This window comes from Psychrosphaera sp. B3R10 (assembly GCF_018861025.1).
GTDB lineage: Bacteria > Pseudomonadota > Gammaproteobacteria > Enterobacterales > Alteromonadaceae > Psychrosphaera > Psychrosphaera algicola.
This window is the reverse complement of the sequence record NZ_JAHKQH010000036.1, coordinates 71,206-88,857: the sequence shown is the minus strand read 5'-3', so window position 1 is coordinate 88,857 and position 17,652 is coordinate 71,206. Positions and strand designations below refer to the sequence as shown.

The window sequence follows — 17,652 nt, the reverse complement described above, 5'->3', positions numbered from 1 at the left end:
AAAACGTCTTTCCCAAGCTTGTAAAATTAGTCGAGCCTAAGCGATATTAGGAACCTCCAACCAAGTGCAGAGGAATGTCATAGTTCACACAAAAGAATGCTTGAATGTTGCTAGTAACACCAGTGTATAGCGCATCAAAATATTTTTACTTTCAGAGTCGATTGTTGGAGATTCCAAATATCGCTGGGGCGATTTTGGAATGACGATTCTTTCTATAAAACGTCATCCCCTAGCTTGTAAAATTAGTCGAGCCTAAGCGATATTAGGAACCTCCAACCGAGTGCAGAGGAATTTCATAATCCGCCTTCAATTGGCTCATAATTTCAGAAAGTAAAACGTCATTCCAAAAGAGCATTAGCGATATTAGGAACCTCCAACCAAGTGCAGAGGAATTTCATAATCCGCTTTAAATTGGCTCATAATTTCAGAAAGTAAAACGTCATTCCCTAGCTTGTAAAATTAGTCGAGCCTAAGCGATATTCAGAACCTCCAACCAAGTGCAGAGGAAGTTAAGTTGGATTGTTTGCCTTGCAGGCAGAAGATTGAATCGCTACTCTGTTATATTAGTCTTGGTAATCAATAGGTAACTCCATGGATTCAACTACTGAAGTGGTTAAGCAACAATCACAAGAATCACTTGCCGCAGCAGATCTTTTAAAAAACGAAATAGATCAAGTGGCCAAAATTTACGACATCATGATCGAGTTTTTTACAAACTATAGCTTTCAACTCGTTGGCGCATTTATCATTTTTATCATCGGATACATAATTGCCGGTAAAGTTGGCAATATGGTTTTAGCCATTTGTGAACGCAATAAACTAGACATTACGTTGAGTCGATTTTTATCAAACACATCTAAAATGTTGTTTGTTGTTATGGTGCTTATTATTGCATTAGGCAAGTTAGGGATCAGTGTTACCCCGTTTGTTGCTGCGATTGGTGCTGCGTCATTAGGTGCTGGCTTGGCATTGCAGGGATTATTAGCCAACTATGCGGCTGGATTTAATATCATCATGATCCGTCCTTTTGTTGTTGGCGATACCTTGACCGTGCAGGGTGTTACCGGAGTAGTTCAGGAAGTGCTGCTTGCTTACACCATCGTTGTTGATGAGGATGGCGCTGAAATCATAATTCCTAACAAACATATCGTTGGTGAAATTCTGCATAATTCAAAATCAGATACCTTGCTAGAGTTGTCGGTAGGCATTGATTACAGCCATAACCCACTTGAAGTGGTTGAGTTAATCCAAAAAGCATTAGCAGAAATGGATGTTGTAAGCTCAAATAAAGCGCCTGAGGTTGGCATAGACCAATTTGCTGACAGTTCGATAAACATCGGCATCAGACTTTGGACGGCAACGGTAGGATTGCATACAACGCGTTTTGAGACGAACAAAATGATCTATGAGTTGTTGCACCAACACAATATCAAGATCCCATTCCCGCAAAGAGATATACATATTGTCTCGGGCAATGCAGCATAATTAACAATTTTGGGATAGGGCTAGTTGAACTTTCATCGCACCTGTCCCAAGTTACTTTAGTAAACGGAGTTGATTCAATGAATAAGATATTTATCGCAACATTATTGGTTTTTTCTTCGTTTATGGCTATTGCCGCAAGCGTTGAACATATTGGTATTGCCGAAGCAGAAGAGTTTGTTAAACCTATGAAGCGCGGGCAAGCTTTGGATAATGTCTGTTTAGAGGATATCGACCAGAAAACGGTGTGTACCGATGATGTATTGTCCAGCAAACCCACGATTCTTATTGTTTATCGCGGGGGTTGGTGCCCTTATTGTAACGCGCAGTTAAATCGTTTGATGAAAATTGAAAAGCAGTTAACAGCACTTGGTTTTCAACTTATTGCGGTATCCCCTGATTCGAACAAAAACATCAAGGACATGAAACAACAAGATGGCATTAGCTACACATTATTAACGGACAACAAACTTGAACTGTCAAAGGCGTTAGGATTAGCGTACTTTTTAGATAAAGATGTTGAAGCAAAATACCGCAATAAACTTGGTGTGCCGTTTATCGATATTAATGGTGATTCACGAGTTTCCTTGCCGGTTCCGGCGGTGTATATTTTTGACCAAAAAGGTAAAGTGCATTATCAATATATCAGCCCGAAATATCAGGTTCGAGTAGATGAACAAATACTGCTTAAAAACGCCAAACAGGCAATGCAATCTATAAAGTCTATGAAGTGACCTGCGGTTATATAATTGTATTAACATTTGATAATAAGTAATGACTAATCTCAATTTAAACTTACAAGCCTCAGTTAGGAACGCCAAACTCGTTGAGGCGAGTGTGCTTACAAACATTGCATTGAAGTCAAAAGCCCATTGGGGTTACGACCAACAGTTTATGGCAGACTGCGTTGAAGAGCTGTCACAGTCTAAGGAGAAACTAGCACGCGAGAACTTTGTCTATCGTGTAGCTGAATTCGACGGACAGGTTGTTGGTTTCTCAATTTTGGAAAACACTCATCTTCGAGATATTTCACTCGACGCCTTATTCATTGACCCTGAGTTTATTGGATTTGGAATTGGTAAGCAGTTGTTCTGTGACGTTGTCGAGCAGGCTAAATCATATCGCGCCGAGTCAATCACTGTGCAAAGTGATCCAAACGCGGAAGGTTTTTATTTGGCAATGGGCATGACGCTGTCTGGTAAATTGGAATCTGGCAGTATTCCCGGACGCATGTTGCCGACGTTACACTTGCAACTTACCTGAACCTCATTTAGCTTAGACAATTCTAAATATTTAAGGACGAACGTACCAATGAAATTATGTGGAATAATTGCTGTTATCACACTTGGCTTGTCGGGATGCGCGACGACTAATTCAGCGCCAACAACTAGCTCAGTTGCTAATGGCACAATCAAAACTGCATCGCTGTGTGACGCTAATAAAGAGCAAAACCCGAGTGTTACTCCAATTATCCGGGTCGAACCTAAATATCCTGTTAAAGCAGCAAGAGCCGGGTTAGGCGGATATGTGGTCATGGATTTTGATGTCACCAAAAATGGCAAAACGAGCAACATCAGGGTAACTGAATCTTATCCATCAGATTTGTTTGTTTCTGCAGCCAAAGCTTCGTTGTCTAAATGGCGCTATAAGCCCGCAGTGGAAGATGGGAAAACCGTTTCTTCAAAGTGTTTAAACGTTAGGCTTGATTTTAGACTAGGCTAATAAAATTCAAAATTAGATTAAGTCTGAAAGCCCATAAATAAAAATATTTATGGGCTTTTTTTGAGGTTCATACGTATAGCCATTAAATTCCTAAAACTTGGTGTGTTATGAAGTACCTATTAATCAGTTTTCTAACGTTATTATTACAAGCTTGTTCAACCACTTATCAAAATCAGCAAATACTAGGCAAAGCTTTTCCATTGGTCGAAGGGACTAGCCTGTCCGATGAACTCATCGAGATCCCAAAACATTTCAGTGGCAACAACACCCTATTGCTTATCGGCTATAAACAGGCATCACAGTTTGATATCGACCGATGGCTAATCGGCTTGGATATGACAGAAACACTTGTTGACGTATATGAAATTCCAACCATCCAAGGCTTATTTCCTAGAATGTTCAGTCCATTAATTGATGAAGGTATGCGCAAAGGGATCCCAAAAGAACTTTGGAAGGGCGTCATTACGGTTTACAACGATGGAGAAAAGGTTCAGCAGTTTACCGGCAATGAAAACGGTAATAATGCTCGGGTCGTTTTGTTAGATAAGTCGGGCATGATATCTTATTTTTATGACAGAGGTTTTTCAGTACAAGCGTTAAATGCGTTGAGGCAGCAGCTAGTGAAAGACCGACGTTAAATCATTGGTATCAGAATTACAGACATAAAAAAACGCGCAATGTTATCCAGAGCGCGTTTTTTAAGGATTTAGAAACCGTTATTAAACTTCTAACATGTCCAACATGCCTTCAGCAGCTTTGCGGCCTTCAGCTATTGCCGTAACAACTAAATCTGCACCACGGACGATATCGCCGCCAGCAAAGATTTTAGGGTTAGATGTTTGGTACGGGAATGGCGAGTCTTCCTGTGCCTTAATGGTATTCCAAGCCGTAAGCTCAACCCCATATGGCGTTAACCATTCAAGATTAAGTGGTTGGAAACCAAAAGCTTGGACAACGGCATCTGCTTCAACAATGTGCTCAGAACCTTCAATTGCTTCTGGACGGCGACGACCATTAGCATCAGGTTTCCCAAGTTGAGTTTTAACAAATTTAACACCACAAGCGTTGCCATCGGCGTCAATTTCTACTGAAATTGGTTGCACGTTCCACATGAACTCAACACCTTCTTCTTTGGCATTTTGAACTTCACGTGCAGAACCTGGCATGTTCGCTTCATCACGACGATAGGCACAAACAACGTCAGTGGCTTCTTGGCGAATCGCAGTACGGACACAGTCCATTGCAGTATCACCACCACCTAGAACAACGACTTTTTTACCTTCAAAGTCGATGCAATCATCATTTTTTCCCATGACTTTGCGCGTATTTGAAATTAAGTATGGCAATGCGTCAAATACACCAGGTGCGTTTTCATTAGGGAAACCACCTTTTAAGTTTTTGTACGTACCAACACCTAAAAATACTGCATCGTATTCGTCTAATAATGTTTGGAATTCGATGTCTTTACCCACTTCGGTATTTAGAACAAATTCGACACCTAACGATTCAAAGATTTCTCTACGACGTGTGATGACTTCTTTTTCTAATTTGAAAGAAGGAATACCAAAGGTCAGAAGACCACCGATTTCTTCGTATTTATCAAATACTACTGGCGTTACACCGTTACGTATTAATACGTCGGCACAAGAAAGTCCAGCTGGACCTGCGCCAATTACGGCAACACGTTTGTCGGTTTTCTCTACACCTTCAATGCTTGGACGCCAGCCCATCTCAAATGCAGTATCGGTAATGTATTTTTCAATACTTCCGATAGTAACTGCACCAAAATCGTCGTTAAGCGTACAAGCGCCTTCACATAAACGGTCTTGAGGACATACTCGGCCACATACTTCCGGCAAGCTATTGGTTTTGTGCGACAATTCAGCCGCTTCAATAATTTTGCCTTCATTAGCAAGTTTTAACCATTGTGGAATGTAGTTATGTACTGGACATTTCCATTCACAATATGGGTTACCACAATCTAAACAACGGTCGGCTTGGCCTTTAGCTTGAGGCTCGTTAAGAGGTTGATAGATTTCTATAAACTCTTCTTTACGCACCTTAACTGGGTGTTTAGTTGGGTCGATTCGTTTTACGTCGATAAATTGATATACGTTTTGACTCATGTCTAATTCCTCACCCTACATCGCCTGCACACGCAGCTCAGCTGATGAGCGATGGCGGTGGCCTAACAATTGATTGACGTCTGACGTTTTTGGCTTAACAAGTTTAAACTTAGGTAACCATTCTTCAAAATTCGCTAAAATATGTTGTGAACGTTCACTTTGCGTTTCTTCAAAGTGGTCGTTGATTAATCCGCGAAGATTTTCAATATGAATTGGCATATCGATATCTAATGATTCGATTAAATCGCCATTTAAACGTTGTGCTAAGTCATTATCTTCATCAAGTAGATAAGCGAATCCGCCTGTCATACCTGCACCGAAGTTGACGCCTGTTTCACCAAGTACGACAACAACACCGCCTGTCATGTATTCACAAGCGTTGTCGCCTGCGCCTTCAATGACGGCAATCGTTCCTGAATTTCGTACTGCAAAACGTTCACCAGCACAGCCTGCAGCTAATAATTTGCCGCCTGTTGCACCATATAAACAGGTATTACCCATAATGACTGACTTATGGCTGATATAACGAACACCTTTTGGAGGGTGTATCGTCAAAATACCGCCGGTCATACCTTTACCCACGTAATCATTGGCGTCGCCAATGAGACGAAGATAAACGCCACCCGCATTCCAAACACCAAAGCTTTGACCGGCTGTTCCGGTAAAGGTGATTGAAATAGGGTCTGTCGCCATACCTTGATTTCCGTGATGATCTGCAACTTCTCCCGAAAGCGTCGCGCCAACAGAGCGGTCAGTATTTCGAATGTCATAGTGCAGAGAACCACCTGTCTTATTTGCGACCATATCTTTGGTGTCAGCTACGATAAGTTGATTCAAGGCACCATTATCTAATGGCGTATTTTCTGCCACACAGTAACTTGGGAATTCTGACGTAACACCACTGGACGCTAAAATACCGCGTAATTCCAATTTATTTTGTTTCTTGGTATCACCAGATAAAATCTCTAGTAGGTCAGTACGACCAATTAAGTCTTCAAACTTAGCTATACCTAATGAAGCCATGATTTCACGTACTTCACGTGCCATCGACACAAAATAGTTTTCAACCATTTTTGGCAAGCCAGCAAAATATTCTTTACGCAGTGTTTCGTCTTGAGTTGCAACACCAGTCGCACAGTTATTTAGATGGCATATACGTAGGAATTTACAGCCTAACGCAACCATAGGTCCGGTACCAAAACCAAAGCTTTCCGCGCCTAAAATAGCGCCTTTAACTACGTCTAGACCAGTTTTTAAACCGCCATCGACTTGGACGCGAACTTTATGACGCAGGCCGTTTTCTACTAGCGCTTGGTGAGTCTCAGACAAGCCAAGTTCCCAAGGGCTACCAGCATATTTAACCGATGTTAATGGACTTGCAGCGGTTCCGCCGTCAAAACCAGAAATCGTGATTAAATCAGCATTTGCTTTTGCAACACCGGTGGCTATCGTACCAACACCCGGTTCAGATACGAGTTTAACGGACACTAGTGCTTTTGGATTAACCTGTTTCAAATCGAAAATAAGCTGAGCTAAATCTTCAATTGAATAGATATCGTGGTGTGGTGGTGGTGAGATTAACGTAACACCTTGCACCGAGAAACGAAGTTTCGCGATTTCAGCTGTTACTTTATCACCTGGTAATTGTCCACCTTCACCTGGTTTTGCACCTTGAGCAACTTTGATTTGTAGTACATCAGCATTACGTAAGTAATGAGGTGTTACACCAAAACGGCCAGACGCGATTTGTTTAATACGTGAGTTTTTGTCGGTTCCAAAACGGCGAGGGTCTTCACCACCTTCACCAGAGTTAGAGAACCCGCCTAATTTATTCATCGCTTGAGCCAGAGCTTCGTGAGCTTCAGGGCTTAATGCCCCTATCGACATGGCGGCAGTATCAAAACGAGGGAATAAATTCTTAGCTGGTACAACATCGTCAATCGAGATTGAGTCTTGCTGTTTCAGTTGCATCAAGTCACGGAAGTGCGCAGGACTACGTCCATTTACCAACTGAGCAAATTTCTGGTAGTCGCCGTAATCGCCAGACTTAACTGCTGTTTGCAGAGTAGTTACAACGTCTGGGTTATAGGCATGGTATTCACCACCATGAACGTATTTTAATAGTCCACCGTGATCAATTGTTTTGCGCTTCAACCACGCAATTTTACCTAGTTGCATCAAATCTTGATGAACATCGTCAAAGCTTGCACCTTCAATTCTTGAAGTGATGTTAGGGAAACACAACTCCATGATTTCTGTGCTTAAACCAACGGCTTCAAATAGGTTAGAACAACGGTAACTTGCAATCGTTGAGATACCCATTTTCGACATAATCTTGTAAAGGCCTTTATTGATGCCTTTACGGTAGTTTAAAACCGCTTGTTTAACAGGAATATCAATGCTGCCGTTTTCGACAAACTGTTCAACGGTTTCATAGGCCATGTAAGGATAAATAGCAGTTGCGCCTAAACCTAATAACACAGCAAAGTGATGTGAATCACGAACTGAAGCTGTTTCGACAACCATATTGGCATCACAGCGTAAGTTGTTTGTGACTAACGCATTTTGTACTGCACCAACAGCCATAGCTGCAGGGATTGGTACGAGACCTTTTTCAATCGCGCGGTCAGATAAAATTAATATCGCTGCATTTCTATCACGAGCCGCTTCAATGGCTTGAGTACAAACTGCCTCAATTGCCGATTTCAGGTCGGTTTGTTCTGGGTTGAACAATATTGAAATTGTTTCTGTACGGTAGTGTTCTTCATCGTATTCACGTAATTGGTCCAAGTCGGTGTACATCAGCACAGGCGATTGGAATAACACACGGTTGGCATAACCAGACGTTTCGTTAAACACGTTTTGTTCACGACCAATACAGGTTGCCAAAGACATAACATGACTTTCACGTAACGGGTCAATTGGCGGGTTTGTTACCTGCGCAAATAACTGACGGAAGTAGTCATAGAAGTTACGTTTTTTCTTCGACATAACGGCCATAGGGGCGTCGTCACCCATAGAGCCAGTGGCTTCTTGCCCATCTTTGGCAAGAACCTTAATGATTTGGTCAATTTCTTCAAACGAGTAATTAAACAGTTTGTGGTAGACAGCTTGGGTTTCGTCATCAAATAGACGTTGACCAATTTCGTTGCCATCACACTCTTCAAACGGTTTTAAATGATTGATGTTTTTCTTCAACCATTCTTCATACGGTAAACGTTCTTTTAAATCGTTGTCGATTTCATCCGAGTGCCACACTTTACCTACATAAGTATCAACCGCTAACATTTGTCCAGGGCCAACTCGACCTTGTTCAATAACTTCGTCAGGGGTGTAATCCCAAATGCCAGACTCCGACGCTAACGTCAGGATCTTATTTTTGGTAATCGTATAACGAGCTGGACGAAGACCATTACGGTCTAAGTTACAAGCTACGTGGCGACCGTTGGTTAAAACGATACCGGCTGGGCCATCCCACGGTTCCATATGCATGGAATTAAATTCGTAGAATGCTTTAAGCTTGTTATCCATTTTAGGATGATTTTGATATGCAGGTGGCACTAATAGACGCATAGCACGGAACAAGTCCATACCACCGGCTAAAAATAGCTCCAACATATTATCAAGAGATGCTGAGTCTGAACCTGTCTTACTGACAAATGGTGCTGCGTCTTGAAGATCAGGGATCAAAGGCGAACGGAATTTGTACTCGCGAGCTTCTGCCCACTGACGGTTACCTTTGATGGTATTGATTTCACCATTGTGCGCTAAATAACGGAACGGCTGCGCAAGTTTCCATTGCGGAGTGGTGTTCGTTGAGAAACGTTGGTGGAATACACAAATTGCAGTTTCCATTCTAATGTCTGCTAAATCTAAATAGAATTTAGGCAGATCTTTAGGCATCACTAGCCCTTTATAGACTGTAACTAAACAGCTAAGGCTCGGTATGTAGAAATCTGGATCGTCTAACAGTTGTTTTTCAATACGGCGTCTTGCCATATATAAGCGGCGTTCAAAGTCTTTCTTACGCCAGCCTGGTTGTGCATTGATAAACACTTGTTCAATTTGAGGCAATTGATCAGCGGCAATTTGGCCGAGAACTTCCTTATTAGTCGGCATAACGCGCCAACCGACAAGTTCCAACATCTCGTTTTCGATTTCTTGTTGGATGATCTCTTTTGCTTTTGCTGCCCTGATAGGATCTTGGCTTAAAAATATCGTGCCTACGCCGTATTTTTTACCTAGATGCCAATTTTGCTCTTCAGCTATCGCGCGAAAAAACGCGTCAGGTTTTTGGATCAATAATCCACAACCATCACCTGTTTTACCGTCCGCAGAGATGCCTCCACGGTGTTGCATACGGTCTAAGCTCGTAATGGCAGTGCGTACAATTTTGTGACTCGCTTCACCTTCAAGGTGTGCAATTAAACCAAAACCACAGTTCTCGCGAACGTCTTGGCTGTTGTGCATTAGCTGAATCTGTTTAGAACCATTGTTGTTCACTCTGGTATCCTCCTTCCTAACCTTGCAGTAGCCGGTGTATTTCACCTGTTAATGTTGTTGTGTAGCTGCATGATGTGAATTTAAATTCACTTTTATGGTTATAAAATTCAAACGGCCGAACAACATAACCAGATTTACGCATCAGGTCAATATCAAAATAGGATAAATACTCTAAATAAGAAGAAATAAAATTTCATAAGTTAGAGTGATTATGGTGTTGATTTGGTGTTATGTCAGTATTTTCTGTAATTTATTTACAGAAATGTGCATATTTTAATAAAAGTAATCAACCAAATAAGATTTTTTAATATTGAATAGTATTACTCACATTAGCATTGATCTGGTCAGAATAAACCATAATTTTGTGACATACATATTTCTAATTTAATTTTTTTAAATTTACTTAGGTTTTGACGATTTAACTTTGGTCGTTATTTAGATAAAACGGATAGGGTTAAATTAGTGATGAGGTAATAAATCACGTTTTTGTTAAATAATAGGCGGTGGTTATCGACTCTATTATGCTTGTTGGCCATTAAAATGGAAATTTTCCTAATTTGATAACGCTTATTTTTAGTCTGCTATATATAGAAGGAACTTCTAATTGTGAAGATTTACGTATTGTGGGTTATGAAGTGGTTTGGCCGAGCCTAAAAACCAAACACAAAAAAGCCCGAGTGTTTCGGGCTTAATTTAATGAGCTTATTGATGCGTCAGAATAACCAGTTATACAGACATCAACTATCTAGATGAGTAACCACCAGAAATGCCTTTGCTTGCAACCGATACAGCGTCGTGGGCATGAAGCGATTCATAATGATTAACGCGCAACCAAAAGTCACGGTAACCATCTATATGGTTAAGTGCATGTTTAATGCGTCGACTTGCGTCTTCACAAAACATCAAGTTTTGGCCATTTAATCTCGCAAACTCTTGTTCATCTTCGCGTTTAACTGCCGCTTGAACAGGTGTTTGTAACGCATCTTCGATGGCATCAACCAAGTCGACGATTGGAAAGTCATCCACTGACGCGGCTAACTTTACTTTAACTTCAGCAATAGAACGTTGGCTGTGCGGTGTCGCAACAATGCCTTCCGTTGTACCTAACCAATTGCGAACGTCTTCAGCATTAACTTCACCACTGAATTTTTCGTTAAATGCATTTTGAATTAATTGACGGGCTAATGCAGCTGAGCATGGGCATGTTGATGAATATGGAACTTTAACGGCAAGTTCGATATCAAATTCGCCTTCTGTTAAGTTACCCGTAATCACTACTGGGTAAGCTTTCCAGCCTAATTTACCGCTAATCAAAGATTTTCGTCTAAGGTGATAATCAAATTCAAATTTAACATGTGCACTGTTGCTTAAGTCTTCGTGGCTTACAATGAAGTTATTAAGCAATTTAACCAAATTAGATTGGTTTAACGCGCTTTCAACTGAAAGTTCATCCAACATTAAATAAAGGCGTGACATATGAATGCCTTTGGCTTTAGGTTGGTTTAAATTTACAAATGCTTCGACCAGTGCCGATACAGGTCGGCTTTCGCCTTGCATTTCCACCATGATTGGCATTTCAATATTGCTCATTCCTACCCAATCGAGCACGCCTTCAGTTTGTGCTTGTGCTTGGTTTGCAATATCTGGCATTTTGGTTGGCATGGAAACTCCACATTAAAAAGTCAGCAAAAAAGCCCTCGGGTGTCAGAGAGAGGGCTCTTTAAAAAATTAAGTTCAAAATTAAGATGCGTTTATATCATAATTCCAAGCATTCGAATACCCTAGTAAGTTAGTCGGGTATAGATTTTTCGGAATATCTTAGTTTTGGTGCTATAGATGTATGTATATACGTTGAAATGTGTTCGCTGGATCACTATTTCAAGGTTTAAAAATCAGTTGGGTATAATAAACATTTAAATTGTAGCCAATGGATCGTAAAGTAGACGTTAGTTGGGCATAAAACAAACAGAGGAATGTTGTGAGTATGAGATGGTTGACCGGAAGTGTTGTAGGATTGACATTAATGTCATTTGTTATGGCAAGCCCAGCTGCTAACGGGAAGGCTGACTATTCGCTAATGCTTATTGGTGGGGGACTCGAATTTTGCACGAGTCAATCAATACGAGAATGTACTAAACCATTAAAACTTTCCTCAGAAGATCATGTTGATTATGCCTACTTTATCGATGAAAGCCGAATTGCCGAATTACAACGCACCATCTGGTCACCGGCTCGAATCATTGAAAAAAATCAACTTATCGAAGCGGTTAAACAAGCCCATAGCCGAACAAAAGGCGTACTGACTCGTCGTCAATTACTGACCGCATTGCGCGATGCAGAGATTACCGACAAAGGCAAAAAACTACGTGGTTCTGATTTGCTGCAATCTTTGCAAGATGTTGAGTTTCATACCATGCTCGATATCTTACAAATGGGTAATATTGAACATAATATTCTGAGTACAGACGAACATCGGAAAATAAAGGTCGATATTAAAAACAGTAAAAGTCATTTTTCGTTAAAGGTACTAAGGGAGTTTGTTCGCCAGAGCAAAACACTAACGTCTAGCAAACGGCCTAAAATTGTCATCGTCACTGCTGCAAACCGTGACCAGTTTGAGCCTGTTGATTTATATACTCAGCTATTTGAAGAGCTCGGCGCTGACGTTACTTGGCTACCTGCTGATTTGGCGTTGTTTGCTGCGATTGAAGCGAATAATCAGAATCAAGATGCTGAAGCCTGTGACAAACTCGAAGACTACCGACAATCGTTATTACAACAATACGCTCGCCAGCGAATATTCCCTAAATTAACCGAGTATCAACGAGATATCTGTAAAAAGCCTGAACGCTTAAATGAAATGTTGGCTGAAGCACAGGGGATTTATTTTGTTGAGGGCGATGCTTTTCATCTAAAAAATGCTTTTATCAACGACTATCCTATGGCTAAAAGTATTCTTAACGAAATCCAGCAAAGAATGTTAAAAGCCGAATTAGTTGTTGCTGCGGATCAAGAATCTGCGATGGCATTTGCAGGGGGCCAGTCATCTATTTCTAAACCCGTAATGATGCTTGATGGGGACAGTCACAAGGCATTGCTTTACGGTGCTTTTCAAACAAAAACACCGCTTAAGCAATGTGACAAAATTAAAAATTGCCCACGAAAATTCAAAGATGGACAAGCTACATATATAGCTGACGGAGGCTTGGGGTTATTCCCGTTTGGTGTGGTCGATACCCGATTCTCAGAACGAGGTAGACAAGGTCGCTTAATACAATTGATTAGTCAGTCCAAAAGTATCATGGGTTATGGAATAGACGAACGAACGGCATTGATGATTGGTATAGACGACAGCAGGGAAATTCCATTAAGAATGGAAGTTATTGGTGAAAATGGCGTCAGTATTTTTGACTTATCCGAGGTTGAGAAGGACAAAGGATTCGAGAATTCAATATTGTCAGTGAGAAGTCATTACCTGACAGATGAAGACAAACTCTTTTTTAGAAACAACAAAGTGATCATAAGTTTTGCGGACTGGAAATATAGTGGCAATAGTCGTTCTCGGCCTGTTATCAAAAGTGGCAGCGCGTTTAAAAATGACAATTATAGAAGAACAGTAAACATGTTGTGTGCAACTGGGGCAGATTCGGCAACAATGAAACACTCCGTTTTGGGGACCGGACATACCTTATACGTAACCAAAAGCCGTACGTCGATTTCCTTGGCGGGCAAAAAGAATGTTGCAGGCAAAGACTATAGTTTTTGCTCTTACCGAGATTACTACCTAGACATTAATCCTATCTAGATTTGAACCAGACTTAGTCAACGTTGGTCATAATCGATAGCAATCTTGAATGGATTTCTATGTCGGAGTTTTTTAAATTGCTCAGACTTGTATAAAGCGTCGATTTACGACCTTGAACCTCGATACTGACAATCCCACCTTTTTTTAACTGCGATACATCGCCAACAATTGTTAAGGTTGACTGGGATAATGAAACTAGCTTTTGCTCCATGTCTTTAGGTATATCAGCAACATAGAGTATATGGCATTGGCGAGTCCCGAACTTTTCTAAAGACGATTCAGTCGTAACATTAATGGTGTTTTGTAACTCTCGGGATTTTACCATTGCAATTAACAAGTCAGCTAATACCTTGCCCTTTTCGCCGACAAAACAATAGTCCTTAATTGTTGGGGAATTTCTCGAGCGTAAATAAGCGCCGATCTTATAGATTAAAACCGCTTTCAGTTCCAACGGTGTGGTTGTTTTTGCCGTTGCTTGTTTCGAATAAGTCAAATTAAAAAGTAGAGAGCTTACTAACAGCAAAATCTGCAAATATTTAACTTTCATATTCAAGAACCTGAACTGCTGGAAATTGAATATCAAATGACGCACCATTACCAAGTTCGCTAGTTACTTCAATACGACCATTTAGCGCTTGCGTTACCAAGTTATACACAAGGTGCATACCTAGTCCAGAGCCGCCTTCACCGCGTCGCGTGGTTACAAACGGGTCAAATATTTTTTGTTTAATCTTTTCTTCAATACCTGAGCCATTGTCAGAATAATGAATCGTACACGTATTAGCTCTTTGCGTTATCCGAATTGAAATTAGGCCGCGGTCCATTTGGTCAAAACCATGAATAATGGAGTTCATTATCAGATTTATGATTATCTGATTTAGAGGACCTGGTTTAGATTTGATAACTAGGTTTTCGTCACAATCAATATCGATTACATGACTGGTTTGTTTCAATGTTGGGTTAAGAGACAATAAAATATCTTCAAAAAATGACTTTATATTTACTTCTCTGTTTATGTCGGCACTTTGATCTACGGCAACTTGTTTAAAGCTACTGATTAAATCCGCTGCTCGACTCAAATTACGGTAAATAATCTGGGTGTTTTCTTTGCTTTCGACCAAAAAGTTTGAGAGCTTGCGGGCGCTGAGTTTTTGATTCTCCATGGCCTCGCTGATTTCATCAATTTTATCGCTCAGCATTGTGGACGCTGTTACCCCTAAACCAATTGGTGTATTTACTTCGTGGGCAACCCCAGCGACCATTTGGCCTAATGAAGCCATTTTTTCACTTTGAATAACTTGAGATTGGTATTGATGTACTTGCTCTAAGGCGTCAAGCAGCTCTTGGTTTGAATCTCTTAGAGCTTGAGTGCGTGAGATTACTTTCTCTTCTAAGTTTTGGTTCAGCTCGGTGATTTCTTTTTCAGCTTGAGCAGATTGATGTATCTGCCAATTGATTTTAGCCAACATCGCATTCATCGATTCAGCCACCATATTCATTTCAATTAGGTTGGTGGATTTTACCCTAGAATCAAAAGCCTTATTTTGGGTTATTAACTGAATTTCTCTGACAAAGCGGTTGATAGGGGCAACCACTTTATTTAATACATAAAAGGAAGCCAAAATACTTAACGCGATTACAACAGCGGCAACGATTGTATTCCAGGTTAACATTTCCTGATTGTATTGGAGGTATTGGGTGAGTTCATATCTTAAATACACATAGCCAATGGGAGGGTTTTGAGTAGAACCCTCAAAGCTATGATCATAAATTGGCTCTGCATATTCGATGTAACGTTCCGTGAATACGGGTTGTTTTAGGGTCTTAACCTTGCTGTATTGAGGTCTTAGTGTCGTTGCTCCCTTTTTTATGTAGCTTGCAAAAAGTGTTAATTCCTCAGAGAAATCATCATATCGATAAATGTGGATATGGCTAACTTCTTTGATGTTATTGATGGTATTTAGAAATCCTTTTTGCTTGTCGTCAAGGTCACCTTGCTGGTTGAAGGCAACGGGGATTATAGAGTTATAGGCGACTATCTTTGCAATTTGTTGCACAAAAAATGAAGCTTCACGCGTATATTGCTCGTTACTCTTATAAATAGTAACGGATACAGACAATACCAATGACAAAATGCCGACCATTAAAATGGAGGTTAGTATTGTTGTTTTTAAAGATGAAGCGGTTTTTTTACTCACAAGGTCTCTATCTATATATGCTAATTATTGCGCGCTAGCATTAAGCAAATATCTTTATCTGCGAAGCACTATTTTAGTCATTGTTTAATTACTAATTAACTTGAACAATTGCTTTTCAGTGTAGTTATATTTTGCTAATAAATCCCGTAATTCCATTTTATTTAGAATTCTTTGTTCTTCCGAAACATTTTTTGCTGTTAGTTTGACCATGTCAGTTTTACAGAAACAAAATATCTTTGTTTTCCCTGTTTCGGGATCATCGATGCCACGGTAAACCAGGTTAGGGCATGCTTTGACTCTAGATGGTAATTGCACACATTCAAGAGGTACTGCCGCATAGGCGAAGCTTACGTTTAACAGTAAGCTCGCCCAAAGGCCATTAATTGAACATTTGTTTATATATTTCAACATATTGTTCCGCACTTTCTTGCCATGAAAACTTAGTATTCATAGCTCTTGTTTGCACTACTCTAAATTTAGCTGTGTCTTCATGATAAAACAATAGGGCGCGACGTATAGCAGAAACTAATTGCTCACAAGTTGGCTGTTTAAAAACAACACCGGTAGCGTCTTCGTTCGTGATATCGGTAACAGTATCTTTAAGGCCGCCAACTTCTCTTACAATTGGAAGCGTACCATAGGCTAATGCGTACATTTGCGTTAGGCCGCAAGGCTCAAATAACGATGGCACTAGGAAAAAATCTGTAGCAGCCATATATTTATGGGCAATGTCTTCTGAAAAACCATGATAAAAATGCACGTTAGCGCTATGTTTACCGGCTAGGTATTCAAGTTGATCGACGTATAGAGGATCGCCTGTACCAGCAATACAAATTTGAATTTTGTGCTGTACTAGTTCTCGAATTGCCGGCAATAAATAATTTAAGCCTTTTTGATCGGTAAGGCGGCTGACCATAGCAATCATTGGAATATTAGCGTTTTGTTCAAGACCATTTTGTTTTTGTAATGCTAACTTATTGGCGACTTTAGTGTCTAACGAAGTCGCATCGTATTGTTGTTCAATATATGGGTCATTAAGCGGATCCCAATCTTTGTAGTCACAACCATTTAACACGCCAAAAACTTTATCTTTATGTTGGTTGAAAATATCGTATAAATGATGAGAACCTAGCTCTGATTTCAGCTCTTCTGCATAGTTAGGGCTCACCGCAACAATCGAATCTGCGTTAATAATACCAAGTTTTAAAAAGTTAATGACATCAGCTTCATAATGAGTGTTGTCTGCACCTAAGCGATGCAGCAATGACGGAACTAGATGTTTTCCGCTAATGCCTTGGAACGCTCCGTTATGGATGGTTAACATCGTTTTAGTGTTTTGCCCTTGCCAATATTTATCATGTTTAAATAAGGCTGGAAGTAGGGCCGTATGCCAATCATTACATTGAATTACGTCAGGCTTAAATTGTATTTGGTCGCTGAAATATTGTATAAAATCCAGCGCAGCCATTGAGAATACAGAAAAACGTTCGCCGTTATCTTCATAGGCATGATAACTGTCACTGTAAATCCCGTTTCTATCAAATAGCTCGGGGATATCAACACAATAAACAACTAAATTGTCGTGAGTAATTTGGTGAACTTTGACTTGATATTCAATGTGGACACGAATGGAAAACGAGAACGTGCGTTCGGCAACTGGATGAGCTTTAGCGATATCACGATAATAAGGCAAAATCACCCGAGTATCATGACCAGAGTGATTTAACACTATAGGAAGGTACTTAGCCACATCGGCTAATCCCCCCGTTTTTACTAGGCCTTCTATTTCAGAGACCGTAAATAATATATTCATAAA

At 40.3% G+C, this 17,652-nt stretch carries 12 protein-coding genes; 6 read left to right on the top strand and 6 right to left on the bottom strand.

Going from position 1 to position 17,652, the window contains the following annotated elements; genetic code table 11:
• The first annotated feature begins 591 nt into the window (after positions 1-591).
• The 5 genes from KO525_RS13100 to KO525_RS13080 all read left to right on the top strand — a co-directional run bounded on the left by KO525_RS13100 (position 592) and on the right by KO525_RS13080 (position 3,842).
• The gene (locus tag KO525_RS13100) at positions 592-1,485 is read left to right on the top strand and encodes a mechanosensitive ion channel family protein (protein WP_215964273.1); all 894 of its coding nucleotides are present in this window, start codon (positions 592-594) and stop codon (positions 1,483-1,485) included.
• 77 nt (positions 1,486-1,562) lie between these two features.
• A complete protein-coding gene (locus KO525_RS13095; protein ID WP_215964272.1) occupies positions 1,563-2,216 on the top strand; it encodes a peroxiredoxin-like family protein in 654 nt (217 codons plus the stop codon).
• A gap of 40 nt (positions 2,217-2,256) precedes the next feature.
• Positions 2,257-2,745, top strand: a complete 489-nt coding sequence (locus tag KO525_RS13090) for a GNAT family N-acetyltransferase (RefSeq protein WP_215964271.1) — start codon at positions 2,257-2,259, stop codon at positions 2,743-2,745.
• 48 nt (positions 2,746-2,793) lie between these two features.
• The gene (locus KO525_RS13085; RefSeq protein WP_215964270.1) at positions 2,794-3,204 is read left to right on the top strand and encodes an energy transducer TonB; all 411 of its coding nucleotides are present in this window, start codon (positions 2,794-2,796) and stop codon (positions 3,202-3,204) included.
• A gap of 107 nt (positions 3,205-3,311) precedes the next feature.
• Positions 3,312-3,842 (top strand): hypothetical protein, encoded by a 531-nt coding sequence (locus tag KO525_RS13080; RefSeq protein WP_215964269.1) that lies wholly within the window; start codon positions 3,312-3,314, stop codon positions 3,840-3,842.
• A gap of 81 nt (positions 3,843-3,923) precedes the next feature.
• Here the strand turns inward: KO525_RS13080 and KO525_RS13075 are convergent, their stop codons facing one another.
• The 3 genes from KO525_RS13075 to folE2 form a co-directional block, all read right to left on the bottom strand.
• Positions 3,924-5,330: an FAD-dependent oxidoreductase gene (locus KO525_RS13075; protein ID WP_215964268.1), complete on the bottom strand. Its 1,407-nt coding sequence runs from the start codon at positions 5,328-5,330 to the stop codon at positions 3,924-3,926.
• Positions 5,331-5,345: 15 nt separating this feature from the next.
• A complete protein-coding gene (gene gltB / locus KO525_RS13070) occupies positions 5,346-9,800 on the bottom strand; it encodes a glutamate synthase large subunit (protein WP_215964277.1) in 4,455 nt (1,484 codons plus the stop codon).
• A 774-nt stretch (positions 9,801-10,574) separates the two neighbouring features.
• On the bottom strand, positions 10,575-11,495 hold the full coding sequence (folE2, locus tag KO525_RS13065) for a GTP cyclohydrolase FolE2 (RefSeq protein ID WP_215964267.1): 921 nt from the start codon (positions 11,493-11,495) through the stop codon (positions 10,575-10,577).
• A 322-nt stretch (positions 11,496-11,817) separates the two neighbouring features.
• Between folE2 and KO525_RS13060 the strand changes: the two genes are divergently transcribed.
• On the top strand, positions 11,818-13,638 hold the full coding sequence (locus tag KO525_RS13060) for a cyanophycinase (protein WP_215964266.1): 1,821 nt from the start codon (positions 11,818-11,820) through the stop codon (positions 13,636-13,638).
• Positions 13,639-13,651: 13 nt separating this feature from the next.
• On the opposite strand, the gene KO525_RS13055 is transcribed toward KO525_RS13060, so the two are convergent.
• From KO525_RS13055 to KO525_RS13045, 3 genes are all read right to left on the bottom strand, one after another.
• Positions 13,652-14,185 carry a YfiR family protein gene (locus tag KO525_RS13055; RefSeq protein WP_215964265.1) on the bottom strand — a complete coding sequence of 178 codons (534 nt, stop codon included), beginning with the start codon at positions 14,183-14,185 and terminating at the stop codon, positions 13,652-13,654.
• Positions 14,175-15,836: an ATP-binding protein gene (locus KO525_RS20010; protein WP_215964264.1), complete on the bottom strand. Its 1,662-nt coding sequence runs from the start codon at positions 15,834-15,836 to the stop codon at positions 14,175-14,177. The genes KO525_RS13055 and KO525_RS20010 overlap by 11 nt, the downstream gene beginning before the upstream one ends.
• Before the next feature lie 379 nt (positions 15,837-16,215).
• The gene (locus tag KO525_RS13045; RefSeq protein WP_215964263.1) at positions 16,216-17,649 is read right to left on the bottom strand and encodes a glycogen synthase; all 1,434 of its coding nucleotides are present in this window, start codon (positions 17,647-17,649) and stop codon (positions 16,216-16,218) included.
• Positions 17,650-17,652: the final 3 nt, after the last annotated feature.